At 76.4% G+C, this 26,595-nt stretch carries 11 protein-coding genes; 4 read left to right on the top strand and 7 right to left on the bottom strand.

Translation table 11 applies throughout. The features are described from left to right. Nucleotides 1–135 precede the first annotated feature (135 nt). Both ccrA and JIW86_RS40550 read left to right on the top strand, forming a co-directional pair. Nucleotides 136–1,545 (top strand): crotonyl-CoA carboxylase/reductase, encoded by a 1,410-nt coding sequence (ccrA, locus tag JIW86_RS40555; protein WP_257559739.1) that lies wholly within the window; start codon nucleotides 136–138, stop codon nucleotides 1,543–1,545. Next, nucleotides 1,542–3,296 (top strand): 3-hydroxyacyl-CoA dehydrogenase family protein, encoded by a 1,755-nt coding sequence (locus tag JIW86_RS40550; RefSeq protein WP_257559738.1) that lies wholly within the window; start codon nucleotides 1,542–1,544, stop codon nucleotides 3,294–3,296. Before ccrA ends, JIW86_RS40550 begins: the two co-directional genes overlap by 4 nt. Nucleotides 3,297–3,315: 19 nt before the next feature. Here the strand turns inward: JIW86_RS40550 and JIW86_RS40545 are convergent, their stop codons facing one another. The 4 genes from JIW86_RS40545 to JIW86_RS40530 form a co-directional block, all read right to left on the bottom strand. Beyond that, a complete protein-coding gene (locus JIW86_RS40545) occupies nucleotides 3,316–5,607 on the bottom strand; it encodes an AAA family ATPase (protein WP_257559737.1) in 2,292 nt (763 codons plus the stop codon). Between the two features lie 119 nt (nucleotides 5,608–5,726). Continuing rightward, nucleotides 5,727–6,827, bottom strand: a complete 1,101-nt coding sequence (rsgA, locus tag JIW86_RS40540) for a ribosome small subunit-dependent GTPase A (RefSeq protein WP_257559736.1) — start codon at nucleotides 6,825–6,827, stop codon at nucleotides 5,727–5,729. Next, nucleotides 6,824–6,997 (bottom strand): hypothetical protein, encoded by a 174-nt coding sequence (locus JIW86_RS40535; protein ID WP_257559735.1) that lies wholly within the window; start codon nucleotides 6,995–6,997, stop codon nucleotides 6,824–6,826. Before JIW86_RS40535 ends, rsgA begins: the two co-directional genes overlap by 4 nt. Continuing rightward, the gene (locus JIW86_RS40530) at nucleotides 6,994–8,814 is read right to left on the bottom strand and encodes a prolyl oligopeptidase family serine peptidase (protein WP_257559734.1); all 1,821 of its coding nucleotides are present in this window, start codon (nucleotides 8,812–8,814) and stop codon (nucleotides 6,994–6,996) included. The genes JIW86_RS40535 and JIW86_RS40530 overlap by 4 nt, the downstream gene beginning before the upstream one ends. Before the next feature lie 350 nt (nucleotides 8,815–9,164). On the opposite strand from JIW86_RS40530, the gene JIW86_RS40525 reads away from it, so the two are divergent. Beyond that, nucleotides 9,165–9,920, top strand: coding sequence for a 2OG-Fe dioxygenase family protein (locus JIW86_RS40525; RefSeq protein WP_257559733.1), 756 nt, complete (start codon nucleotides 9,165–9,167; stop codon nucleotides 9,918–9,920). 32 nt (nucleotides 9,921–9,952) lie between these two features. Here JIW86_RS40525 and JIW86_RS40520 read toward each other — a convergent pair whose 3' ends face one another. The 3 genes from JIW86_RS40520 to JIW86_RS40510 are packed head-to-tail and all read right to left on the bottom strand — an operon-like array spanning nucleotide 9,953 to nucleotide 26,222. After that, on the bottom strand, nucleotides 9,953–13,147 hold the full coding sequence (locus JIW86_RS40520; protein ID WP_257559732.1) for an amino acid adenylation domain-containing protein: 3,195 nt from the start codon (nucleotides 13,145–13,147) through the stop codon (nucleotides 9,953–9,955). Continuing rightward, nucleotides 13,144–19,101, bottom strand: coding sequence for a non-ribosomal peptide synthetase (locus JIW86_RS40515; protein ID WP_257559731.1), 5,958 nt, complete (start codon nucleotides 19,099–19,101; stop codon nucleotides 13,144–13,146). The genes JIW86_RS40520 and JIW86_RS40515 overlap by 4 nt, the downstream gene beginning before the upstream one ends. Further along, nucleotides 19,098–26,222 carry a non-ribosomal peptide synthetase gene (locus JIW86_RS40510; protein ID WP_257559730.1) on the bottom strand — a complete coding sequence of 2,375 codons (7,125 nt, stop codon included), beginning with the start codon at nucleotides 26,220–26,222 and terminating at the stop codon, nucleotides 19,098–19,100. The genes JIW86_RS40515 and JIW86_RS40510 overlap by 4 nt, the downstream gene beginning before the upstream one ends. On the opposite strand from JIW86_RS40510, the gene JIW86_RS40505 reads away from it, so the two are divergent. Continuing rightward, complete coding sequence (locus JIW86_RS40505) at nucleotides 26,187–26,591, top strand: ACT domain-containing protein (RefSeq protein ID WP_257559729.1); 405 nt, start codon at nucleotides 26,187–26,189, stop codon at nucleotides 26,589–26,591. The genes JIW86_RS40510 and JIW86_RS40505 overlap by 36 nt on opposite strands. Nucleotides 26,592–26,595: the final 4 nt, after the last annotated feature.

Here is a 26,595-nt window from a genome sequence, read left to right as displayed (position 1 = left end):
GGCGGCCGGGTCCGGATCCCCTGGGACCCCCCTGGCCCCGACGCCGTCCGGGCCTAGGGGAACGTCTGGGGTGCCGGGGCCCGGGGCCCGTTCCTACGTTTGGCTGAGGCGCTCCTCGACTTCAAGGGACATCACGTGGACGAGATCATCAGTGCTCTGCTCTCCGAGGAAGCGGCCCCGGGTGACTTCCGGAACCTCCGGCTGCCGGAGAGCTACCGCGGCAATGTGGTCCGCAAGGAAGACACCGGCATGTTCGAAGGCATGGCGACGGCGGACAAGGACCCCCGCAAGTCCCTGCACCTCCAGGACGTGCCGACCCCCGAACCGGGGCCGGGCGAGGCGCTGGTCGCGGTCATGGCGAGCGCCGTCAACTACAACACCGTGTGGTCGTCGATCTTCGAGCCGCTGCCGACCTTCGGGTTCCTGGAGCGCTACGGCCGGCTCAGCGAACTGACCAGGCGTCACGACCTCCCGTACCACGTGCTGGGCTCCGACCTGTGCGGCGTGGTGCTGCGCACCGGCCCCGGCGTGAACCGCTGGCAGCCCGGCGACCGGGTGGTGGCCCACTGCCTGTCCGTGGAGCTGGAGTCCGCCGAGGGGCACAACGACACGATGCTCGACCCCGAGCAGCGCATCTGGGGCTTCGAGACCAACTTCGGCGGCCTGGCGGAGCTCGCGCTGGTGAAGTCGAACCAGCTGATGCCCAAGCCCGAGCACCTGACGTGGGAGGAAGCCGCCTCCCCCGGTCTGGTCAACTCCACGGCTTACCGCCAGCTGGTCTCCCGCAACGGCGCCGGCATGAAGCAGGGCGACAACGTCCTGATCTGGGGCGCCAGCGGCGGACTCGGCTCCTACGCCACCCAGCTGGCCCTGGCGGGCGGCGCCAACCCCGTGTGCGTGGTGTCCAGTCCGCAGAAGGCCGAGATCTGCCGGAGGATGGGCGCGACCGCGATCATCGACCGCAGCGCCGAGGGCTACAGGTTCTGGAAGGACGAGGACACCCAGGACCCGCGGGAGTGGAAGCGCTTCGGCAAGCGCATCCGCGAGCTGACCGGCGGCGAGGACGTGGACATCGTCTTCGAGCACCCGGGCCGCGAGACCTTCGGCGCCTCCGTCTACGTGGCCCGCAAGGGCGGCACGATCGTCACCTGCGCCTCGACCTCCGGGTACCGGCACGAGTTCGACAACCGCTACCTGTGGATGTCGCTGAAGAAGATCGTCGGCTCGCACTTCGCGAACTACCGCGAGGCGTGGGAGGCCAACCGCCTGGTCGCCAAGGGCAAGATCCACCCGACCCTCTCGAAGGTCCACTCCCTGGAAGAGACCGGCCAGGCCGCGTACGAGGTCCACCAGAACCTCCACCACGGCAAGGTCGGCGTCCTCGCGCTGGCCCCGGGGGAAGGCCTGGGCGTACGGAACCACGAGCTGCGCGCCACGCACCTCGACGCCATCAACCGGTTCCGTGACGCGCCAGCGGAGCGGACCAATCCAGCCAGCCGGACTGACGCCGATGCCGACGCCGGCACCGAGGAGGCCGGCCAGTGACCACGGAGCGCAAGCCGATCACCGGGATCGTCGGACTGGGCACGGTCGGCGAGGCGTTGCTGCGCCTGGCCCACGAGGCCGGGCACGAGGTCATCGCGGTCGACACGACCCTGGACGCGCTGGACCGCACCGCCCGGCGGCTCAAGGCCGCCGACGCCGCGCGGAAGGACGAGACCGACGGGCCCGCCCGGCCCGCCGTCACCCTGACCACGGACCCGGCCGCCCTCTCCCGGGCGGAGCTGGTGATCGAGGCCGTATCCGAGGACGAGGCCGTCAAGAAGGCCGTGCTGTGCGACATCGTCGCCCGGTGCGCGCCCGGCGTGCCCGTGCTGACCACCACCACGACGCTGTCCGTGCCCCGGCTGGCCATCGCCTCGGGCAGCCCGGGATCGGTCGCGGGCCTGCGGTTCTTCACTCCGCCCGCCTCCGGTGGGCCCGTCCGCCCCGTCCACTCCCCGCTGGCCTCGGCCGCCACCGCGGCGGCGCTCGACGCCCTCGTGGCGGAGCTCGGCCTGCGGCCCGTCCCCGTCACCGTCCCGTCGGCGGCGGACGCCGACGACCTGGTGCTGGCCTACCTCAACCGCGCCGCGATCCTGTGCGACGAGGGCTACGCGAGCGCCCGGGACATCGACACCGCGATGCGGCTGGGCTGCGGTCTTCCGCTGGGCCCGCTGGAGACGCTCGACCTCATGGGCGTCGACTCGGTCCACGCGGCGCTCCTCTCCCGCTGGCGGCGCACCGGGGACTGCGCGTTCGAACCGTCGCCGCTGCTCAGCCGGATGGTCACGGCCGGCCGCCTGGGCCGCAAGAGCGGCGAGGGCTTCGCCGCGTACGACGAGCTGGGCGCCGTGGTGACGCCGCCGGCAGGCGGCGCGAGCGCGGGCACGGCCCGGCCGGTCACCCGCGTCGGCGTGGTCGGCTCGGGCGCCATGGCCCGCGGCATCGCCGAGGTCATGGCGGTCGGCGGCCGGCACACGGTGCTCGTGGCGCGCGGCGCGGAACAGGCCGCGCGGGCCCTGGAAGCGGTCGGCGATTCGCTGACCCGCCGGGTGCGCAGGGGCCGGATCACTCCCGCGGAGCGGGAGGCGGCGCTCGGCCGGCTGGAGACGTCCCACGACCTGGCGGCGCTCGGCGACCGCGACCTGGTCGTGGAGGCCATCGTCGAGGAGCTCGACGCGAAGCAGGCGCTGTTCGGGCGCCTCGGTGAGGTCTGCGCACCGGGCACGGTCCTGGCCACCACCACCTCGAGCCTGTCCGTCACCGCCTGCGCCGAGGCGTCGGGCCGCCCGGCCGACGTGATCGGCCTGCACTTCTTCAACCCGGCCCCGGTCATGCGGCTGGTGGAGCTGGCTCACACGCCGGACGCGCATGCGGACGCGCTGGCGACCGCCCGGGCGCTCTGCCGTGACCTGGGCAAGACGGCCGTGGAGTGCCCGGACCGGACCGGGTTCATCGTCAACCGGCTGCTGTTCCCGTACCTCGGTGACGCGCTGGACCTGCTGGAGCGTGCCGACACGGACATCGCCGCGACCGACGCGGCCGTCGAGGAGGGATACGGCTACCCGATGGGGCCGTTCGCCCTGCTGGACACGATCGGGCTGGACGTCTCGCTCGCCATCCAGGAACGGCTCTTCGAGAGCTTCGAGCTGCCGGAGCTGGCGCCCTCGCCGGCCCTGGCCGAGCTGGTCGCGGCGGGTGCGCTGGGCCGCAAGAACCGGCGGGGCTTCCGTACCGGGGAGCGCCGCGGCTGAGGGACCGGCACGACACCCCCTACGACGGCACTCCCTGGGCCGGGCGGCCCGGGCCGACCAGCTCGGCGAGGTCGGTCCGCGAGCGCACGCGCAGCTTGCGGTAGACCTTCGTCAGATGCTGCTCGACCGTGCTCGCGGTCACGAACAGCCGGGCGGCGATGACCTGGTTGGTGCAGCCCTGGGCGGCCAGTACCGCCACCCGCCGCTCCGCCCGGCTCAGCCGTGCGACGGGGTCCTGGTGCCGGGCCGCCGGGGTGCTCCAGTCGAGGGCCTCGCAGGGTTCGATGCCCCAGCGGGCCATCAGGTCGCGGCAGGCGTGCAGATCGCCGAGGGCGGCCACCGGCTGCTCCGCGGCGAGCCGGAACCGGCCGCGGGCGAGCAGGTAGTGGGGAGCGGCGCGGGTGCGGAACATCGCCTCCGGAACGGGGATGCGCAGCAGCCGGGCCGCCTCCTCGTGGTCGCCGAGCCCGGTCGCGGCCAGCACGGCCGCGGCCAGCGGCATCCCGACGGCGATCCCCCAGGCCTCCGGCGCCAGCAGGCCCAGTGCCCGCTCCGCCTCGCCGGCAGCCTCCGCGTGCCGGCCCAGCCGGCCGTGCACCAGGGCGGCGGCCGCCGCGGTCACCGCCCGGCGGGCCGGGGTGTCCAGGGCTCCCGGCGTGGTCCGCGTCTCGCGCAGCAAGGCGTGCCAGTGCTCGGCCCGGTCGCTCTCGCCCACGTACAGCAGGGCGCACAGGGCCGCCGTCACACCGGGAGCCGGGTGCTGGCGCGATACGAGGGCCTCGGCGGCCCGTTCCACGGCGGCCGTGCGGTCTGCTTCGGCGGCCTGCCCGTCCGCCGGGCCCAGTTCCGGGTAGACGTACGCCGCCCCGGCCCTCAGCCCGCGTGCCCGCTCGCCCGCGCCGACGGCGTCGAAGGTGTCGAGAGCGCGGGCCGCGGCGTCCGGACGGCCGTGCCACAGCAGCAGCCCGAGCGGGCCCGCGGCCCGGTCCGCTTCGAACCTCCCCGCGTCCAGGGCCTGTTCGAGGGCCGGGAGATGGCGGGTCACGGCGGCGGGGTCGCTCTCCCATTCGGCGCCGGCCAGTGCGTCGAGCAGGGCTGCCCGGCGGACCGGGTCGGGGCAGCGGCGGTGCGCGGCGTCGAGGAATCCCGCGGCCGCCTTGGGCCGGACGGCCCGCAGGGCCTGCTCGGCCGCCTCGGCCAGTACGTCGACGGCCCACGGCTGCGCGGACGCGGGACCCGGCCCGTCGGCGGCGACCAGGTGCCGGGCGACGGTCTCGGCTCCGGCTCCGTCGGCGCGCAGCAGCTCGACGGCCTCGATGTGCAGCCGGGCGCTTTCGCGGGGCGGGAGTTCCTCCAGTACGGCGGCCCGCGCCGCCTCGTGGCGGAACCGTCCCGACTCCAGCAGCCCGGTGTCGGTGAGGACGTCCATCAGCGGCCCCACGGCCCGTTCGTGGACACCGAGCAGCCGGGCGAGCGTGGTGAGGGTGGCGGAGCGGCCGAGTACGGCGAGCGCCCGGGCCGCGTCCCGGGTTCCGCCGGGGCGCAGGCAGCCGGTGACGGCCCGTTTGAAGGCGGCGGAGGCCACCGGGCGGGCGGAGCGCAGCGGTCCGCACTGGGACCGGTCCTCGGCGAGGGCGTGCAGCAGCCGGGGGTTCCCGCCGGTGGCCCGGTGCCAGGCGGAGGCGAGCAGCCGGGCCTCGGCCGGGTCCACGGCCCCGCCGTACGGGGTGCGCAGGAACCCGGCGACGCCGTCCTCGTCGAGGGTGGTGAGGGCGATGGCCAGGCACCGGGGGTGGCGGGCGAGTTCGGCGACCGGCAGGGCGGCGGCCGGCGGGTGGGGCGGCTGGTACGTGGAGCCCGCGCCGAGCAGCATGATGCGCGCGGCTCCGATCCGGCCGCACAGGTGGAGCAGGCAGCGCGCGGAGAGTTCGTCGGTGTACTCGATGTCGTCGACGGCGATGACGACGGCCGGGGCGGTGGCGGCCAGCTCCACCAGGACGTCCCTTACCACCGGCAGGGCGGCGTCGGGATCGGGATCGGGCCCGGTGAATCCGGGTACGGCGCTGAGCAGCTGCCCGGCGACGCCGAGCGGGATGCCCTGTTCCGCCGGGGAGGCGGACGCGTGCAGCACGAAGGCTCCGGCGGCCGCCGCCTCGGCGGTGAACGCCCGGACGAGCGCGCTCTTGCCGGTGCCGGGGCTGCCGGTGACCAGGGCGGCCCGGCCCTCGCCTCGCCGGGTCACCGCGAGCAGCTCCCGGAGCCTGCCGAGCTCCCGGTCCCGCCGCACCAGTTCCTGCGGCCTCGGTGTCATCGGCTCTCCCCCCGTGCGGTGCCGCTCCCGGCAGTGTGCCGGGGTCCGGGGAAAAGCCGCTGGTGGGCGACCTGAGGGACGCTCGAGCCCCGGCCGTGGAACCGTGAACCGGGACCGGGTCAGCGGTGGGGGCGCTTCTTCAGGGCGCGGGCCCGGGTGCGGATGCGCTGCTTGTCCTCGGAACGGGCGCGGGCGTCCTGGCGCAGTTCCAGCATGCGCTGTTCGCGGCGCAGCTTCTCCCAGTTGCCGAGCCGGTCCGCGTCCAGGGAGCCGGTGACGACCGCGCCCCGGACCGCGCAGCCCGGCTCGTCCTGGTGGCCGCAGTCGCGGAACTGGCAGTCGCCGGTGAGGGATTCGACGTCCGCGAAGGCCTTGTCGATTCCCTCCTCGGCGTCCCACACGGCCAGCGCCCGCATGCCGGGGGTGTCGATGAGCAGGCCGCCGCCGGGCAGCGGGACCAGCTCGCGGTGCGTGGTGGTGTGCCGGCCCTTGAAGTCCGATCGGACCTCCTGGGTGGACAGCACCTCCTCGCCGCGCAGCCGGTTGGTCAGCGTGGACTTGCCCACGCCGGACAGGCCCACGAGGGCGACGGTGCGGCCCGGCTCGACGTACCGGTCCAGGGCGTCGAGGCCCTCGCCGGTGCGGGAGGAGACGGTGTGGACGGGGGAGCCGAGCGCGATGCGCTCCACCTCCTCGGCCGCCGCGGCCGGATCGGGGTGCAGATCGGCCTTGCTCAGCACCACGACGGGCTGGGCGCCGCTCTGCCAGGCGACGGCCAGGTAGCGCTCGATGCGGCGCAGCCGCTGCTCGCCGGTGAGGGCGGCGACCACGAAGACGGTGTCGACGTTGGTGGCGACGATCTGGGACTCGGTCCTGCGGTTCGCGGTGCCGCGGACGAAGGCCGAGCGGCGCGGCAGGACGTCGAGGATCAGGTACGGGGCGGGTCCGCCCACCACGACCCAGTCGCCGGTGGCCAGCTGGGCCCCGCCCAGCGGGGGTTCGCCGTCCCGGAACAGCCGGGGGCCGAGCTGGGCGCGCAGCTCGCCGTCGGGGGTCAGCACGGTGGCGGCGCCGCGGTCGACCTGGCCGACGCGGCCGGCGAAGCGGGTCTGGCCGGGTGCGGCCCCGTCGAGTGCGGCCAGCCGCTCGGGCCAGGCCTCGGCGAGGTCGCCGCGCCAGCCGAGCGGGGCGAGTGCGGCGAAGTCGGGTTCCGGCGTCATCGGCTGTCCTGCGTGGGCTTGGCCTGGGCGGTCGGGGAGGGCTTGCCCTCGCAGCCGCAGCCGCCGCGCTGGACGGTGAAGCGGCGGCGCGGCGCCGGGGCGGCGGCCGGGGCGGCGTTGTCGCCGGGGGTGGTGGCGTCGTCGTTGTTGGGGGTGGTCTGCTCGGTCATGCGTCCTGCTTTCCGGTGGGTGCGGCGTCGCCGATGCGGCTCCGCACGAAGGCGATCTGTGCTGACATGGCGTCCGCGCCGACCTCGGCGCGGGCACTGGCGTGGCCGGTGGAGCGCAGCCGGAGGTCGACGTCCGCGCCGCGGGCGGCCAGCGCCCGTACGTACGACTCGATCTGGCCGACCGGGCAGCGCGCGTCGTGGTCGCCGGCCAGCACCAGCAGGGGTGCGCGGACGGCGTCGGCGTACGTGTGCGGGGAGGCGGCGGCATAGCGCTCGGGCACCTCGTGGGGGGTGCCGCCGAACATGGCCCGGTCCACCCAGCGCAGGCTGTGCAACTGCTCGCGGTAGGCGGCCGGGTAGTCGCCGACGGCGCCCTCGGCGAGCCCGCAGGCCCACAGCCCGGGCTGGGTGCCGAGGCCGAGCAGGGTCAGGTAGCCGCCCCAGGAACTGCCGGCGAGTACGCAGCGGTCCGGGTCGGCCACGCCGGCCTCGACCAGGTGGGCGCGGACGGCGGCGACGTCGGAGAGTTCGGTGTGCCCGACGGCCTCGCGGTGGCCGAACTGCCAGGCGGTGCCGTTCTCGGCGGAGCCCCGGTAGTTGACGCGGGCCACCGCGTAGCCGGCGTCGTTCCAGGCGGCGGCGGGGCCGTTGTACTCGTCCCCGTCGGCGATGTGCGGGCCGCCGTGCAGCAGGAAGACCGTCGGGTACGGGGCTTCGCCGGCGGCCGGCACGCTGAGGAAGGCCGGGACCGTCAGCTCCCCGTGCGGCACGGGGACTTCGGTGACCGGGGCAGCCGGGACGACCGGGCCGGGAACGGACAGCAGCTCCTTGCCGGCGAGGTCGCGCAGGACGGGCGGGGTGGAGGCCGAGGAGAAGGTGTACCAGCAGTCGCCGTCGGGCCGGGCCACGGCGGCGTGCACGGTGCCGGGCGCCACGGGCAGTTGCTCCAGGTGCCCGTCGGCGAGCCGGTAGCGGTAGAGCTCGCTGCGCCCGTGCGTGCGGTGGTGGAGCAGCAGCGCGGTGCCGTCGGGCACGAACCGGGCGCGTACGTCACCGGGCAGGCCGGTGGCGATCTCCCGCACCTCACCGGTGACCGGGTCCCACAGCAGGGGGGCGGGGCGCCCGCCCCGGGTGTGCGTGGCCAGCACGAGCCGGCCGCCGGGCAGGAAGGGGGAGCCGTAGGGCACGACGTGCAGCCCGCTGTGCGGCCAGTCGCGGAGCTCCCCCACCAGCGCGCCGCCCTGGTCCAGTACGCGCAGCGAGGGCCGCTGCGGATCGCCGTACTCGGCGTGCAGCACCAGCACGTACGCCTCGTCGTCGCTGAGGCCGCCGAGGTAGAGCGGGGTGTCCGCGCCGTACAGCACCTCGGCCCGGTCCGCGCCGGCCCGCAGCAGGTGGATGTCCGTACGGCCGTCCGCGGCGGTGACCCCGGCGACGGCCAGGCCCGAGGCGCCGACGGCCAGGCCCTCGGGGGTGCCGGGCGGGACGCCGGGCAGGGCGGGGACGGCGGGACCGCCGCGCAGCGGGGCCCGCATCCAGGTGCCGTGCTCGGTGCCGTCCTCGTCGTGGTACCACCACAGCCAGCGTCCGGCCGGGTCGAGCAGGCCGAGTTCGACACCGTGCGGGGCGTCGGTGAGCTGGCGGATCCCTCCGCCGGCCCGGTCCCAGAGGTAGAACTGCGCGGTGCCGGTGGCGTTGCCCCGCAGCGCGCAGACCTCGGGCCGCAGCCGGCCCCAGAAGGGGAGCTCGACGGCGGGTGCGGTGCACCGGTCCACCGGTCTCGACTCCGACTCGAGCGCCGCAGTATAGAAAGTCACCAGGCCATTATGCAGATGACCGACAGGCCTAGGAAGAGCGAATATCCAATTCGAGCCACAGGGCAGCGGGCGAAATTCCCACGACGCCGTCCCTGCGTTTTGTGCATTCCTTTTCCATTTCTTCGGGCAGGACCGAGAACGAGCGAACGGAGCCAGTCGATGCAGCTCACCGACCTACAGCGGCTACGGCAACACGCTCGACTCGCACCCACCGAAGATACAGAACACGACTCTCGGCGGCGAGCCGGAATCGATCGGGAAACCGGCCGACGGGCGACTCAGGGTCGACTTCCCATGCCGTCCGGCCGAATTTCTCCGTATTCGACGAGGCTGACGCAAGGAGACCTCACATGCCCTCCGCAGTTCTTCCCGGCCCGCTGACCCGCACGGACATCGGGGAGGGGATCCGCAAGCACGGCTGGGTGTTCGCCCCTGGGACCGATTTCGACGCCGGCTCCGGGGCTCAGGCGTTCCGGCAGCTGAGCCAGGCCTACGAGAACCTCGAGCCGGACGGATACCTGGCCGACGGCGGGGCGTACCGCTTCCGCCGCCACGTCCGCTACTCCCACCGGGCCGCCTCGGCGGGGGTGCTGCGCGCGCATCCGCCGGGCCCCTACCACCAGAGCGCCGAGGTGAACCCGTTCGCGGGCGGCTCGCCGCGCTGGTTCGCGCCCGTCACCGGGGCGATACGGGTCAACCCGTTCCTGCAGCGGCTGCTGCTGCACGGCGTCGGCGTGTTCTCCGAGCTGGCCGGCGCGGAGGCCGGGCGGACCCTGGACTGGGAGCTGGACGTGCATCTGGTGCGCATCCGGGCCACGGCCCAGGAGGAGGGGCTGCCCTCCCCCGAGGGCGTGCACCGGGACGGCTTCGACTACATCTCGCTGCACCTGATCGGCCGGTCCGGGGTGACCGGCGGGCGCAGCATCATCTGCGATCCGGCCGAGCGCCCGCTGGCCCGGCCGCTGCTGGCCGCGCCGCTGGACTCGCTGTACGCGGACGACCGCCGCATCCTGCACGGCACCGAACCGGTGCGCCTGGACCCGGCGGCCGGCCGCGCGTACGGCTACCGCGACATGCTGCTGACCAGCTACCGCCGCACCGGCTGACCCGGGGCGCGCCACACGGCCGAGTCCGGGGTTCAGGGTCGGGGAGCGCCCCAGGAGAATCCCGCGAACGCCGGGCCGCCGGTGGGGCTCTGCGGCGCCGGGGCCGGGGGTGCGAGCGAGTAGACCCGGGCCTGCGGACCGGCCGTTGTGAGCCGGCGCGCGGCATCGGCGGCCTTCTCGGCCAGGTCCCGGGCCGTGCCCGGTTCGTAGAGTGCGCGGTCGTACTGGAGAAGCAGGCTCAGGCCGCGCGGGGAACGCGCGAACTGGAACGAGAGGTCGAAAAGCCCCTCGTCCAGCGGGATCGGACCGCCCGTCAGCCGCAGCTCCCCCGGCCCGGTGTCGATCTCGTCCCAGAGGGTCACCCACACGTCGAAGAGCGGGTTGCGCCCCGGGCGGCGCGGCGGGTCCAGGGCGCCGACCAGCTCGCTGAAGGGCAGCCCGCCGTGGTCCAGCGCGCCGACCGTCTTGTCGGCGAGGTCCGCGATCAGCTCCGCGCAGGGCAGCTCCCCGTGGACTGCGGTCCGCAGGACCACGGTGTTGACCAGGCAGCCCACCGCGTCGGCCCGGCCGAGGGCAGGGCGGCGGCTGACGGCGGTGCCGAGGCTGATGTCGGCGGCGCCGGTCGCTTCGTGCAGGGTGGCGGCCACGGCTGCGGCCAGTACGCCGAACAGGCCGGTGCGGTGGCCGCGCGCGAGCTCCTCCAGCGCACCGAGCTCCTCAGGGCCGAGACGGACGGAGGTGACGGCGGTGCCGCGCCCGGCCGGGCCGTTGCGCGGATGGTCCACGGGCAGCGGGAGCGGATCGGATGCCGGGGTCAACTGCCGTTTCCAGTAGTCCAGTTGCATGTCGTACGACTGCTCGTGCGGCCCGGGGACGGGCAGCTCGGGGGCGGCTTCTGCCGCGTGCCCCCCGGCCCCGGCCAGGGCGCGGGCGACGACCTCGAGCGAGGTCTGGTCGGCGACGATGTGGTGCAGGACGACGAGCAGCCGGTCGCGGCCGCCCGGCCGGCGCAGCAGGGCCGCGCGCACCAGCGGCCCGGCCGCCAGGTCGAAGGGCCGGTGGGACCACTCCCGTACGACGGCCTCGCGGGCGGGCTCGTCGGGCAGGTCGAGGACCTCGAGGCGGGCGGGCTCGGGCGCGGGGCCGGGTACCGGCTCCCCCCGCTCCTCGCGGAACACGGTGCGCAGCTGCGGCTGGAGTTCCTGGAGCCGGGCGAAGGCGGCGCGCAGCGCCGCGGGATCGGCGGCGCCGTGGCAGTCCAGCAGCATCGGCACGTGGTAGGCGGCGGTGCCCGCCGTCCCCGCGGACCGGGTGCGGTCCTCCAGCCAGAGCCAGCGCTGGACCGCGGAGGCGCGCTGCGGGGCCCCGGCGGTCGCGGCCGGGGAGTCGGCGCCGGTGGCGGCGGTGCCGACGCGGGGCGCGAGGCTCGCCGCGAGGGCGGCGACGCTCGGGCAGTCGAACACGTCGCGGATCCGCACCGGCGCGGACAGCCGCCGTGCGGCCGCCGCGGCCAGGGAGGCGGCCTTGAGGCTGGTGCCGCCGAGGAGGAAGAAGTCGCCGTCGTCCGCGACGGGCCGGCCGAGCGCCTCGGTGAACAGGGCGCGCAGCACGGTCCGTACCTCGTCGGCCACTTCGCCGCTCTCGCCCCCGGCGTCACCGGACGGCTGCCCGGCGGGGGTGTCCGGCAGCGGCCGGGCGGCCAGTTCGCGGCGGTCGATCTTCCCGTTGGGGGTGCTGGGCATCCGCTCCACGGGGATCACGGCCGCCGGCACCATGTAGTAGGGCAGCCGCTGCGCCAGCCGGGCCCGCCAGTCGGCGGGCAGCGGGCCGTCGGTGACGACGTATCCGGCGAGCAGCGGCTGCGCCGTCCCCTCGGGTACGACGACGGCGGCGGCCGCGATGCCCGGCAGTGCGGCGAGCGCCGTCTCCACCTCGCCGGGCTCGATGCGGAAGCCGCGGATCTTCACCTGCCGGTCGGCGCGCCCGCGGAAGTCGAGGGTGCCGTCCGCGCGGTGGCGGGCCAGGTCTCCGGTCCGGTAGAGCCGGGCCCCGGGGCGGGGGTCGCCGGGGTCGGGCACGAAGCGTGCCGCGCCCGCGTCGGGGCGGCCCAGGTAGCCGCGGCCCACGCCGATGCCGCCGATCCACAGCTCGCCCTCGACGCCGGGGCCGACCTGCGCGCCCGAGGCGTCGCGCACGAAGTAGCGCAGGTTGGCCATGGGACGGCCGATGGTGGGCGGCTCCCCCGGGACTCCGGGCGGGCAGCGGTGCCAGGACTGGAACACCGTCGCCTCGGTGGGCCCGTAGACGTAGATCAGGTCGCGGCCCGGGGCCCAGCGGTCCACCAGCGCCCGGCTGAAGGACTCGCCGCCGGTCACGACCGTCCGTACGTCCGGGAAGGCGGCCGGGTCCAGCTGGGCCAGCAGCGCGGCGAGCAGGAAGACGGTGTCGGCGCGGCGTTCGCGGACGAGCGCGGCCAGGGCCTCGGCGGAGGCGACGGGCTCGTCGAAGACGACGACGGCCGCGCCGGCCCACAGCGGGGCGAGGATCTCCCACACCGAGACGTCGAAGGCGGGGCTCGCGAACTGCAGCACGCGCCGGTCCGGGCCGAGCCCGAAGGGGACGGCGGTGGCCTCCAGCAGGTTGGCCAGGGAGCGCTGTTCGATGGCCACGCCCTTGGGGCGGCCGGTGGAGCCCGAGGTGTGGATGACGTACGCGAGATCGGCCGGGCCCGGCGCCGGGCCGGACGGCGGCGGTACGGACAGCGCGGGGTCCACGAGCGGCGACAGCGCGTCGAGCTCGTCGAGGTCCACCGTCATCAGGCCCTGGGGCGGCAGGAGGTGGGCGAGCCGGGCCGTGGTCAGGGTGATCGGCGCGGGGGCGCCGTCGACGAGCTGGGCGAGCCGCTCGGCCGGATGGTCCGGGTCCAGCGGTACGTACGCGGCTCCCGCGCGCAGCACCGCGAGGACGGCGACGACCAGTTCGGCGGAGCGCGGCAGGCAGACCCGCACCAGGACCCCCGGCCCCGCGCCGTGCTCGCGCAGCCGCACGGCGAGCGCCTCGGCGAGGCCGTGCAGCTGCCCGTGGGTGAGCGTCCGGTCGCGGGCCAGTACGGCGGGCCGGTCCGCGAACGGGCGGGCGCGGGCGGCGAGCAGCTCGGCCACCGGGCCGTCCGGGACGGGCGCGGCCGTGTCGTTGAGCGTCTCCAGGGTCTGCCGCCAGGTGGTCACCGCTGCTCCTGCCAGGGCTCGTCGGGGTGGGCGATCAGGGCCTCGAGGGCCTGCCGGGTGCGGTCCACGAGCCCCCGCGCGGTCGCGTCGTCGAAGAGCTCCCCCTTGTAGGTGAGGACGCCGTCCGCGTCGTCCTCACCGGTGCGCAGCGACCAGACGAGGTCGAAGGCGGTGGCGGTGGGGCGGGTGGCGGCGATCGAACCGTCCGGGGTGAACAGGGCGCCGGCGGCCGGGGCCGCGTCCTCCTGGGCGACCACGAGGATCTGGCTGAGCCGGGCCCGGTCCACGCCGAACTCGCCCTCGGCGAGGCCGGCCACGGCGCCCAGGGCCGCGGCCGGGTCGTCGTGGGCGGCGAGCAGGGCGTGCCCGACGGCGCGGGCCAGCTCGCGGTGGGTACGGGCGCCCGCGATCGGCACGCGCAGCAGGGCGGTGCCGGTGAGCGGACCGACGACGTCCGCGAGGCCGGGCCGGGACCGGGTGCTCAGGACCGTGGCGAGCCACACCTCGTCCGGGGTCCCGCCCGTGTCCTCGCCGCCCCGGGCCAGGGCCGCGACCAGCGCGGTGAGGCCGAGGGTGAACGGGCTCAGGCCGTCGGCGCGGCCGAAGGACCCGGCGCCGGGGGCCGGGAACGCGAAGGGCAGTTCCGTCGGCATCAGCGCGCCGCGCACCAGGCGGGGCCGGTCGTACGGCAGCGGGAGCTGCGGCGGCGGGCCCGCGGCCAGCGCACGGCGCCAGTCGCCGTCCGCATCGGCCGGGGTGCGCTCCTGCTGCCAGCGGGCCACGTCGGCCAGCCGCAGCGGGGGCTCACCGGCGGGGTCCGCGGGCCAGCCTCCGGCGGCGAACTCCTCGTAGGCGGCGGCCGTCTGGTGTACCAGCAGCTCCATGGAGCGGCCGTCGACGGCGATGTGGTGCACGGCGAGCAGCAGTACGTGCTCGTGGTCGGCCAGGCGTACCAGCCGGGCCCGCAGCAGCAGCCCGGCCGCGAGGTCGAAGGGCTGCTCCAGGTGGCGCTGGGCCAGTGCGTCGAGTGCGGCGGCCCGGTCGGCCTCGGGTAGCGCCGAGAGGTCGTCCTCGGCCCAGCCGGTGCGGGGCACGGTCAGCGGCTGCCACCGGGGTCCGGCGCCGGTGACGACGAGCCGGGAAGTGAGGGCGTCGTGGCGGGCGGCGGTGTGCTCGACCGCCTGCCGCAGGGCGTGCGGGTCGACGGTCCGGCCGGTGACGCGCAGCGCCTCGAACACGACGAACGCGGCCGGGGCGGCGCCGCCTTGCAGGGCCTGCCAGATTTCGGTCTGTTCGGTGCTGAGCGGTGCGGGGCCGGTGACCGATCCGCGTACCGGCCCGTCGTCGTGCCCGACGGCAGTGGCCTGATCGGGGGCGGCGGCTTGGCCGGGGGCGGGGGTGACCGCCGCGATGGCCTCGGCGATGGCTGCCGGGGTGCGGGAGTCGAACACGAGCCGGGGCGACACGTCCCGGCCGAGGGCGATCCGCAGCCGGGCGGCCACGGCGACGGCGTCCAGGGACCCGCCGCCGAGGTCGAAGAAGTCCTCGTCCGGCCCCACCCGCGCGTGCCCGAGCGCCTCGGCGACGGCCTGCGCGACGAGTTCGACGGGACCCGCGGCGGGCTGCGCGACCGGCGGCGCCACCTGCGCCGGAGCCGGGGCGGGCGTCTGCGTCTGCGTCTGCTGGTCCGCTTCCGCCGTGACGTGGACCGTCGCCGGGGTCAGCCGCAGCGGCAGCGCCCGGCGCAGCAGGGTACGCAGCGCTCCGGGGCTCACGGTGTGCCCGGGGTGCGCGGTGACGTGGGCGGTCAGGGGCCCCGGCTCGCCGGGAGCCGCGGCGCGGACCTCGGCGGCGCGCACCGACGGGTGGGCCAGCAGCAGCAGTTCGGCCTCGGCCGGGTCGAGGTGGGTGCCGGGGCGGTCCGGGTCGGGCACCAGGCGCCCGGCGCGGCCGCGCGGCACCAGCTCGCCCCGCTCCGACCAGTGGGCCCGCAGCCCGGTCGCCCCGGCTCCGGTGCTCAGGTCGCCGGGGACGCCGACCGGTACGGGCCGCCCGGCGGCGTCGGTGATCCGGGCGCCGGGGCGGTCCGCGCAGTTGTCGGCCAGCGCGGCCAGTTCCGCGCTCTCCGCGTCGGGCAGCGGCGTACCGGCCGGGGTGCGGCCGGGGTCGGCGGCGGCGCGCAGCAGCAGGTCGGCCCAGTGCCGCAGCAGCCGGGTGGCGCGGGCGGCGCTGAACAGCGCGCCGTCGTACTCGGCGGTGAGCTCGAGGAGCTCGGCGGAGTTGTCGAGGTGGAAGCTGAGTTCGAACTCGGCCGCGTGATCGGCGTACTGCTCCCGCCGTACGGTCAGTCCGGGCCCGGCGTCCAGTTCGCTGCCGTCGCCGGTGCCGGCCGCGCCGCGCTCGTCGGCGGTGAACATGACCGTGAACAGCGGCGTGCGGCCGCCGTCGCGGGCTCCCGGCAGCTCGTTCACGAGCCGCTCGAAGGGGTGGGACCGGTGGGCCATGGCCGAGGCCACGGCGGAGCGGGTGGCGGCGGCGCGCTCGGCGAAGCCGAGGTCCGCTGCCACCTCGCAGGTCAGCACCACCGTGTTGAGGAAGGGACCGATCACGCCCGCGTACGAGGGATCGTCGCGGCGGGTGACGGGCGTGCCGACGAGGATCCGGCGCTCCGCGGTGAACCGCTGGAGCAGCTCGGCCAGGGCGGTCAGCCCGGTCCCGTACATGCTGGTGCCGCAGGTGCGCGCCAGCGTCCGTACGGCCCGGCTGTCGCCTGCGGAGAGCCGGATCCGGCTCGAGCCGCCGGGGCCGGGCGCGGCGCCGCGCTCGCCGTCGGCCGGCAGCAGCGGGAAGGGCAGCGGGCCGGCCAGCTCGGTGTGCCAGTGGGCGCGGTCCCGCTCCGCCTCGGGGCCGGCGAGGGCGGCGGCCTCGCGGGCGATGTGCGTGAGGTAGCTGCCGTCGGCGGGCCGGGGGGCGGCCGCGCCGGTGCGCAGCGCCCGCAGCCGGGCGAAGACCCGGTCGGCCAGCAGGACGGCGGATTCGCCGTCGCAGGCGATGTGGTGGACCGTCAGCGCGAGGAGCGCGCTGGTCGGGGAGAGCCGCAGCAGGACCGCGCGCAGCGGCGGCTGCCGCTCCAGGTCGAAGGGGCGCCGGGCCTCGCCGCGCAGCGTCGCGGCGGTGTCCGTGCCGGGTGCGGGCCACAGGACGGTCAGCGGCGGCCGGTCCCCGTAGACGAAGCGCTGGCGGGGTTCGCCGTCGCGGACGAAGAAGCGGGCGCGCAGCAGCTGCGCGCAGGCGGCCTCGTCGGCGAGGGCCTGGGCGACCTGGCGCTCGTCCAGCGGCCCGTCGATCCGGAAGACGTCGGTGAGGTGGTGGACGCTGTCCGCGCCGTCGTCGAGCCGGGCGAGGGTCCACAGCTGGCGCTGGGCGGCGGACAGTGGGTGGTCCTCGCCCTCCTCGGCCGGGGCGGCCGCCCCGGGGCCGCCGTCGTCCGCCCCGCGGCCGCGCAGGGCCGCGCAGGCCTCGTTGACCGAGGGGCCGTCGAGGAGTTCGTCGATCCCCAGGACCAGGCCGTGGCGCTGTTCGAGGGCGGCGATGACGTCGATGGCGAGCAGGCTGTGGCCGCCGCAGGCGAAGAAGTTGTCGTCGGGGCCGATCTCGTCGACGCCGAGGATCTCCCGGAAGACGGCGCCGACGCGCTCCTCCAGGCTCTGCGGGGACTCGGGCGCCTCGGCCGGCACGGGCTCGTCGGCCGGCGCGGCCGCCTGGGCGCGCTCGGCCAGTTCCCGCCGGTCGATCTTCCCGTTGGTGGTGAGCGGCACCCGGTCCAGCGGCAGGATGCGGTCCGGGACCAGGGGCGCGGGCAGCACGGTGCCCGCGTACGCGTGGACGTCCGCGGTGGTCGCGGCGGCGGGGCCGGTGACGAAGGCGACGAGCGAGGGCCGGTCGCCCGCGCCCCGGCAGACGACGGCGACGGCCGCCTCCACGGCGGGCAGGGCGGCCAGGGCGGCCTCCACGTCGCCGAGTTCGACCCGGTTGCCGCGGATCTTGACCTGGTCGTCGGCGCGGCCGAGGAACTGCAGGGTGCCGTTGGGCTGCCACCAGCCCCGGTCGCCGGAGCGGTAGCGCCGGCCGCCGGGCTGCTCCGGCGCGGCGGGGAAGGCCGCCGCCGTGAGCTCCGGCCGGTGCAGGTAGCCGTCGGCGAGGCCGGGGCCCGAGAAGTGCAGCTGGCCGGGGAAGCCGGGGGGCACCGGCCGGTCCGCGCCGTCGAGCACCTCGACGGCCGTGTGGGACAGCGGCCAGCCGATCGGCGTGCCGGGCAGCGGGTGCGCGGGGTAGTCGAAGGCGGTGGCCCCGACGGAGTTCTCGGTGGGCCCGTACTCGTTGATCAGCCGGGTGCGCGCCAGCTGGAGCTGGTGGCGGGCGACGAGTTCGCCGGGCATGGCCTCGCCCGCGACGGTGACCACGCGCAGGGTGCGGGCGGCGGCCAGCTCGTCGAGCACGGCGGCGTAGAGGCTGGGCACGAGGGTGACGTGGGTGGCCGTGTACCGCTCGGCGAGCCCGCGCAGGTGGGCGCCGTCGAGCCGGCGCACGCCGTCGATCAGGACCAGGGCGCCGCCCGCGCCGAGCACGGAGAAGACGTCCGAGACGGAGCTGTCGAAGGACAGCGCGGGCACCTGGAGCAGGCAGGTGTCGGGGGAGAGCCGGTGGTAGTCGTGCTTCCAGGCGAGGTAGCTGTCGATCGCCGAGTGGCGGATGACGACGCCCTTGGGCTGCCCGGTGGACCCGGAGGTGTAGATGACGTACGCCGTGTCCTCGGGGCGCGGCGGCTCGGGCTCCTCCTCCGGCAGGGCGGCCAGGTCGGCGGTGTCCGCGGCCAGGTCGGCGGCGGACAGCAGGCGCAGGCCGGTGCGCCCGGCCAGCGCGCGGGCCAGTTCGAGGTGTTCGGGCTCGGCCACCAGGGCGGCCGCGCCGACGTCGGCGAGGACGGCCGCGAGCCGCTCCTCGGGCTGCGCCGGGTCCAGCGGTACGTAGGCGGCGCCGGTCCGGACGGTGCCGAGCAGCGCGGTGAGCGCGTGGCGGCCCTTGCCGACCAGCAGGGCGACCCGGTCGCCGCGGCCGACCCCGTACGCGTGGTGCAGGCGGCGGGCGGCGCGCACGGACTCGGCGCGCAGCTGGGCGTGGCCCAGTTCGGCGGGGCCCTCGGCCGCTCCCCCGCCGGTGACGACGGCCAGGCTGTCGCCGCCCGCCTGGTGGCCGCGGTCCAGGCGCTCCAGCAGGGTGGCCGGTGTGGCGGGCGGCCAGAATCCGGCCCGGCCCCAGCCCTTGACGGTCTCCCGGTCGGTGGCGTCGGCCAGGGTGAGGGCGGCGAGTTCGCGGCCGGGGTCGCCGAGCTGGGCCAGCAGGTGGGCGACGACCCGCAGCACGGCGTCCGCGAACCAGGTCTCGCAGCGCCCGGTGTCCACGTCCGCGTGCAGGGTGCGGTCCTCGCCGGCGCCCTCCAGGGTGAGCAGCAGCGCCTCGCCGGCCGGGGCGGGCCGGGCCGTCCCCTCGGCGGCGACGGTGAGGGTCCCGGCGCGGGCTCCGGCGGGGCGGGCGACGAGCAGCTCGTCGCGGATCCGCCGCAGCAGGGCTCCGGCGGTGCCGTCGTCCTGGCCGCCGGCCGGGGCGGTGGTGACGGTGACGCCGACGGGCCCGGCGGGGCCGGTGACCGTCAGGGCCGGGGTGTCGGTGTCCTCCGCGGCGGCCAGGGCGAGGGCCGCCGCCGCGCACAGCAGCACCAGTTCGTCCACGGGGTGCCCGCCAGCCCCGCGCAGGGCGGTGCGGGAGGTGGCGGGCAGGGGCAGGCTGCGCCTGGTGTGCCCGGGGACGCCCCCGCGGGTCAGCCGGGGCCGCAGCGCCGTGGCCGCGGTGGCCGGGTCCCGCGTCACGGGAAAACTGATGGGTGCTGCGGTCATGACCGTACGCTCCCTGCGGGTTGCAGTCTGTCGGTTTCCTCGGTGCAGGAGGTTTCGCGGTGCGCCGCGGGCCGTTGCGCGGCGGCGAGGTACCAGTTCGGGTGGCATCGCAGGATGCCGACCACCTCGTCGAGCAGCTCCCGTGCGGTGGTTTCGGTGAACAGCGCCCGGTCGTGGACGAGTTCGAGCAGGACCCGGCCGTCGTGCTCGCTCGCGTAGATCCGCAGGTCGTCGCTGAGCGGGGCCTGCGAGGGGTCCGCGGGGAGGAACTCGGGCCCGTCCTCGAAGCGTTCGGCCGTCTCCCAGCTCAGTCCGGCGTCGTAGACGGGGCGGCGGCCGGGGGCCGGCCGCTCCGCGATCTCCACGACGGTGGTGTCGAAGGGGAAGCGGGCGTTGTCGTACGCCTCGGCGAGCCGGTCGCGCACCTGGGTCAGCAGTTCGGCGGTGCTGTGTGCCGTGCCGGGTGCGAGCCGCACCGGCAGGGCGTTGACGAAGCAGCCGACCACCTCGGCCATGTCCGCGCGGTCGCGGGTGCCGGCCGGGCAGCCGATGACCACCTCGGCGCTGCCGGAGCGGCGGTGCAGTGCGAGCGCCCAGGCGGTGAGCAGGGCGGTGAACGGGGTGGCGGCGCCGCTTTCGGCCGCGGCGTGCAGCACGGCGGCGGGCAGCGCCCGCCGGACCAGTCCCGCGCCCTGGCGTCCGGCGCCCTCGCGGGATCCGGTGCCCGGCAGGTCGAGCCGGGGCAGCGGCCCGGCGAGGGTGCGGGTCCAGTACGCGCGCTGGCCCGCGGCCTCGGGGCCCTCGAGCCAGGCGGCCTCCTCGGCCACCCAGTCGCGGTAGGGGCGGGCGGGGCGGCCGTCCCAGGGCCGCGCCCCCGCCTCGAGGGCGTCGTACGCCGCGAGCAGGTCGCGGGCGACGATGGCGGCGCTGTCGCCGTCGTAGACCAGGTGGTGGGCGGTGATCGCCAGCACGTCGCCGGCGGGGTGGCCGGTCAGCTGCCGGACGGCGAACAGCGGTCCGGTGGCGAGGGTGAAGGGCGTGTCGTGGGCGGCGGTGACCGCGGCGGCGACCGCCTCGTCCGTGGGGTCGACGCGGACGACGGACAGCGGCGGCCCGTCCGGGAGCCGGTCCATGACGATCTGCCGGGCGGTGCCGTCGACGACGGCCACCCGGGTGCGCAGCACCTCGTGCCGCTCGGCCAGGGCGGTGACGGCCGCCCGCAGCAGGCCGGTGTCCAGCGGCCGGCCGGCCCGTACGGCGTCGCTGATGTTGAGGGCGACCGGGCTGGGGCTGGTGCGGGCCGCCATCCAGATCCGGCGCTGGGCGCGGGAGAGCGGCAGCACGGCGCCGTCGCGGGCGGGCGCGAGCTCCGGGGCCGGCGGAACAGGCGGGGCGGGTGTGGCGGACGGGGCGGACGGGGCGGTGTCCGGCGTCTCGAGCACGGCCGCGAGGGCCCGTACGGTCTGCTGCTGGAAGACGGTGACCAGCGGGACCCGTACGCCGAACTCCTCCTGGAGGGCGGCGGCGAGGCGGGCGGCGGTCAGGCTGTGCCCGCCGAGGGAGAACAGGTCGGCGTCGAGGTCGGTGACGGGCACGGCGAGCACGTCCGTCCAGACCTTGGCCACCCGCTCCTCGGTGGGGTTCAGGCCGGGGCGCGCCGCGGCTTCCCCGCGGGGCGGAGCCGGCAGCGCACGGCGGTCGAGCTTGCCGTTCGGGTTCAGCGGGAGCTCGGCGATCTCCACGTACGTCCCGGGCACCATCGCGGCGGGCAGCCGCTCGGTGAGGTAGGCCCGCAGGACGCGCGGAACGGCCGCGCCCACCACGTAGGCGACCAGGCCCAGTTCGCCGCGCTCGTCGGGCACCGGCAGGACCGCGCAGCGCCGTACGTCCGGGTGCCCGGCCAGAACGGCCGCCACCTCGCCCGGCTCGACCCGCTGGCCGCGGATCTTGACCTGGTCGTCTATGCGGCCGAGGAAGAGCAGATTGCCGTCGGGCCGGCGGGCGGCGCGGTCGCCGGTGCGGTACATGAGCCGGCCGGGGCGCAGCGGGTGGGGCGTGAACCGGTCGGCCGTCAGCTCCGCGTTGCCGAGGTAGCCGCGGGCCAGGCCGGCGCCGGAGATGCACAGCTCGCCGGGGACGCCGACCGGGGCCAGGTCCCCGTGTGCGTCGATGACGTCGACGGTCTTGTTGGCGATGGGGTGGCCGATCAGGACGTCCGCGCCCGGGTCGGTGATCTTGTGGACGGTGGTCCACACGCTGTCCTCGGTGGGCCCGTACTCGTTGTAGAGGACGGTGTCCGGGAGCAGTTCGGCGTGGCGGGCGGCGAGGGCCTCGGGGAGCCGTTCGCCGACCAGGACGATCTGGCGGACCGAGACCAGCCGGGGGGCGCAGCGTTCCAGCATCAGCTGGTAGAGGCTGGGGACCAGCATGATGTGGGTGACCCGGTTGCGCCCGATCTCCTCGGCCACGTGCTCGACGTCGAGCAGGCGGTCCTTGCCGAGGACCACGACCCGGGTGCCGGCGATCAGCGCGGAGAAGATGTCGTTGACCCCGCTGTCGAAGTGCAGCGGCGGCACCTGGAGCACGGCCGCGTCCGGCCCGAACCCGTAGTAGCCGGCCCGGTAGTGGACGGTGTTGACGATGCCCCGGTGCTCGATCATGACGCCCTTGGGGCGGCCGGTGGACCCCGAGGTGTAGATGACGTACGCGAGGTCGCGCGGGGTGGCCCGGGGCGCCGGGGGCAGCACGGCCGGAGCTCCCCCGCCCGCCGCGGCGGTGCGCGGGTCGAGGACCGGCAGGGTCGTCAGGGCGGATGCCTTGGCGTGGTAGCCGCCGTCGGCGAGCACCGCGAGGGCCCCGCTGTCGGCGAGGGCGAAGGCGAGCCGGTCGCCGGGCTGTTCCGGGTCCAGGGGGACGAACGCGGCGCCGGTCTTCAGGACGGCGAGCGCGCTCACCACCATCCACTCGGTGCGCTCGGTGACCACGGCCACCAGTGCGCCGGGGCCCGCGGCGCAGGCCTCCCGCAACCGTGCGGCGACGGCTTCGGCGCGGGCGTCGAGCTCGGCGAAGGTGAGGACCGTGGTGCCGTGCACGACGGCGGGCCGGTCCGGGCCCGCGGCGGTCTGCTCCTCGACCAGGTCCAGGAGGGTGCGGTGCTCGGGGAAGGGGGCGGCGGTCTCGTTGACCTCGTCGAGCAGGAACCGCCGTTCGGCGGCGGGCAGCACGGGGACCTCGGCGAGCGGGGCGTCCGGGCGGGCGACCAGACCGCTGAGGAGGTGGATCAGCCGCTCCCCCGTGCGCCGGGCGCTGTCGCGGTCGAAGAGGTCGTCGGTGTAGCCGACCCACAGCTCACCGGCGGCCCCGGCCCGGCCGTCGCGGAAGCTGAAGGCCAGGTCGAAGTCGCTGACCGGCTGTTCGAAGGGGAGGTGACGGACGGCGAGGCCCGGTCCGCCCGTGACGCCGTCGTCCAGGGCGGTCTCGACGAGCACGTCGAAGACGGGGTTGCGGCTGGGGTCGCGGGGCAGCGCGAGGTCCTCGACGAGCTGCTCGAAGGGGTACTCCTGGTGGGTCATCGCCTCCTGCGCGGTGGTGCGTACGGCGGCCAGCAGCTCGCGGAAGGAGCCGCCGGTCTCCACCGGGGTGCGCAGGACGACGGTGTTGGCGAACAGTCCGACCGTCTCGGCGGCGCGCCGGTCGGGCCGGCCCGCGACGACGGAGCCCAGCAGGACGTCCGGCTGCGCGCACAGCCGCCACAGCAGCACCCGCAGCGCCGCCGTGAAGCCCATGAAGGAGGTGGCCGCGTTCTCCCGGCACAGTTCGCCCAGCGCGTAGACCAGTTCCGGGTCGAGGCTGAGGCGTACGGTGCCGCCCGCGGCGCTGCGGGCGGCCGGGCGGCGGCGGTCGGCGGGCAGTTCCAGCGGCTCGGGCAGCCGGGCGAGCCGCTCCCGCCAGTACGCGCGGTGCGCCTCGCCCGCCGGGCCCGCCAGCCGGGCGGCGAGCCGTTCGGTGTGCTCGGTGTACGCGGGGGCGGGCTCCGGGTCGCCGGCCGGGCCGGTCAGCGAGCGCACCAGGTCGCGCATCAGCAGGCCGAAGGACCAGCCGTCGCACACCGCGTGGTGCACGGTGAAGAGCAGGACGCCGCCGGCCGGGCCGTCGGGTATCCAGGAGACCTCGGCCGGCGGGCCCTCGGCGAGGTCGAAGCGGTGGTGGCAGGCCCGCGCGAAGGCCTCGTCCGGCGTGGTGTCGTGCTCGGTGCGCAGGACGCCGACGGGCGGGTCGAGGATGACCTGGGTCAGGCCCTCGGGGGTCTGGCGCAGGACGGTGCGCAGGGACGCGTGCCGGGCCACCAGCGCGTCGACGGCGGCCGCGAGCCGGGGCTCGTCGACGACGCCGTCGAGCCGGTAGGCCTCGACCATCGTGTACGGGGGGACGGGCGACTCGTCCATCCGGTCCAGCAGCCACATCCGGCGCTGGGCGTTGGAGGCGGGGAAGGTGTCCCCGCCGCGCGGGGCGGCCGGCGCGGCCGCGGCGCCCGCGGCGCGGCTTCGGGGCAGCGCCCCGCGTTCGCGCAGTACGGCGGCCAGCGCGGCCGGGGTGCGCAGGTCGAACACCTCGTGGACCCGGGCGGCGTCGGGGCGGCCGGTGCCCTCGCAGAGCGTGGCGACGAGCTGGACGGCGGACAGGCTGTGTCCTTCGGCCCGGAAGAAGTCCTCGTCGGCGGAGAGCGGCGGGCGGCCCAGCACCTCGGTCCAGGCCTCGTGGACCAGGCGTTCCACCGGGTCGGTGGGCTGCCATACGGGACCCCGCGCGGCCGTGGGGAGCGCGAGGAGCGCCGCCCGGTCCACCTTGCCGTGGACGGTGAGCGGCAGGGTGCCGAGCCGGTGCAGGCCGGCCGGGAGCATCGTCGCGGGCAGCCGTTCGCGCAGCCAGTCGGCCAGTGCGGCGGGCTCGACCGGGGAATCGGAAGCGCTGCGGTGGGCCACGTACCAGGCGTGCAGGGTCACGGTGCCGTCGGCTGCGGTGCGGGGCACGACCACGGCCTCGACCACGCCGGGGTGCCGGACCAGGGTCTGCTCGACCTCGCCGGTCTCCACCCGGGTGCCGAAGATCTGCACCTGCCCGTCGGAGCGGCCCAGGAACTCCAGTTCGCCCTCGGCGTTCCAGCGGCCCTGGTCCCCCGTACGGAAGACGCGGGCGTCGCCGGCGTGCGGGGAGCGTCCGAAGCGGACGGCGGTGGCCTCGGCGTCACCCCGGTAGCCGGGGGCGACGCCGGGTCCGGCGATCTGGATCTCGCCCGGTACGCCGGGCGGGGCGAGTTCCCCGGAGGGCGTGACCACGAAGACGCCGTAGCCGGGCGAGGGACGGCCGACCGGCACCCGGTCGAGCCGCTGGGCGAGCGCGCCCTCCCGGATGAACATGCTGGCCTCGACGGTGGCCTCGCTGGGTCCGTACAGGTTCGCGAAGGTGCCGATGCGCAGCCGGCCGGCGGTGCGCGGCAGCAGGCCGCGCGGGATGGTGTCGCCGCCCAGCAGGAGGTGGCGCAGCGGGAGTTCGCCGCCCTCGGGCAGGGCGCGCAGGAGCACCGAGAACAGTCCGGGCACGCAGTTGACGAGGTTGACCTCGCCGCTGTGCACCCGCGTCCACAGCGCGTCGGGGTCGAGCCGGTCGGGGTCGCCGACGGCGACGAGGGTGCCGCCCGCGAGGAGCGTGGCGAAGACCTGGAAGGCGGTCGCGTCGGAGGTGACCGCGGAGAGCATGGCGGTACGGGTCCGCGCGTCGATGCCGATCTCGCGGGCCCCGGTGAGCATCTTGTGGCTCAGCTGGTCGTGGTACACCGCGACGGGCCGGGGGGTTCCGGTGGATCCGGAGGTGAACAGGATCATCGCGGGGGCGCCGGGCTCGGCTGCGTCCGCAGCCCCTTCCACCGCCTCGTCGGCGAGCAGGTCGTCGAGTCCGGCCACCGGTACGGGCAGTTCCGCGTCGGCGGGGCCGACGCCCTCGGCGCGCAGTGCGAGCCGGGCGCCGCTCAGGCGGGCCAGCAGGGCGATGCGGGCGGCGGGCTGGCGGGGTTCGAGGGGGACGACGGCCGCGCCGGTGCGCAGGACGGCGAGGAAGGCGGTGAGGAGACCGGCGCCGCGCGGGGCCAGCACGCCCACCGCGTCGCCGGGTCCGATGCCGTGGCGTGCGGTGAGCGCGGCAGCGGCCCGCCCGGCCTCGGCGGCGAGCTGCCGGTAGGTCAGGGTGCGGCCCTCGCCGGTGACGGCGACGGCGTCGGGGGTACGGCGGACGGACTCCTCGAACAGGCCGGTGAGGGTGGCGGCCGCGAATCCGGCGGGGGCGGGCAGAGCGGCCAGTTCCAGGAGTTCGGCGCGCAGCGGGGCGCCGAGGATGTCGGTCTCGGCCGGGCTCCGGCGCGGGTCGGCGGCGAGGGCCTCGAGTACGGCGGCCACGCAGCGGGGCAGGGCCCCGGTGAGGGCGGCCGTGCCGTGGGCCCGGACCGACAGGCCGCCGTCCGGGGCCTGTTCGACGCGCAGCACCAGTGCGGCGCGGGGCTCCGGCGCGCGGTCCCCGTACAGGGCCGGGCAGACGACGGCGAGCTGGGACAGGGCGGCGGACGCCCCGGGGGTGACGGCGTCCAGCCGGGCGCTCAGCGCGTCCCGGTCCTGCCAGGGGCGGGCGGCGGCCTGCTCCAGCTCGGCGTGCAGGGCCTCCAGGAAGGAGGTCGCGGGCGCGGCGGGGTCCAGCGGGGCCAGCAGCGCGAACTCCGCCTGGGCGGAGGAGGATCCGAGGGCGGGTACGACGACGGGCACCCGGCCCTGCGCGCCGTGCCCGGTGAGTCCGGCCGTGGTGAGTCCGGCCAGCGCGATCCTGGCGGCGGCGACGGTGAGCAGCAGCATGCCCTCGGGGGCGCCGCCGGTCATCGCGTGCAGGGCGGCGGCGGCTTCGGGAGCGACCGTGGCGGGCCCGCCGGGGGCGGCGGCCGGCGAGGCCTCGGGCTCGAGGAGGGGTTCGTGGCAGGCGCCTGTCAGCCGCGGGAGCCAGAACCCGGCCTGATCGTCGAAACGCGCCCCCTTAGGGTCGTTCCCATGGCCGAGCTCTCCGTGACCATCGTTCCGCAGCACCTCTACGTCCTCCCTGACCAGTTGTGGGTGCACCGCCTGCCCCCGGATGCGGCCGTGCCCCCGCTGCCGGCCGGGCCGTGGTCCTCGGTCACCCGGGCCCGGGACGGGCTCACCGTGGTGTGCGCCGAGCGTCTGCCGGCCGGCGCCGGGTCCGTCAGCGGTCCCTGGCGCGGGCTGTACGGGACCGATGCCCACGGCCTGGACCTGCCCGGCATGCTGGCGGGTGTGCTGGTGCCGCTGGCCGGGGCCAGGATCGGCGTGTTCGCCGCGTCGACCTTCGACGCGGATCTCGTACTCGTACCGGCCGAGAAGTACGAGCGCGCCCGGACCGCTCTGGAAGCGGCCGGGCACACCCTCTCGTCGGACTGACGCC

The sequence above is a fragment of the Streptomyces sp. NBC_00162 genome, from assembly GCF_024611995.1.
Taxonomy (GTDB): domain Bacteria; phylum Actinomycetota; class Actinomycetes; order Streptomycetales; family Streptomycetaceae; genus Streptomyces.
The sequence above is the reverse complement of the archived record's forward strand: the minus strand, read 5'-3'. Positions and strand labels throughout refer to the sequence as shown.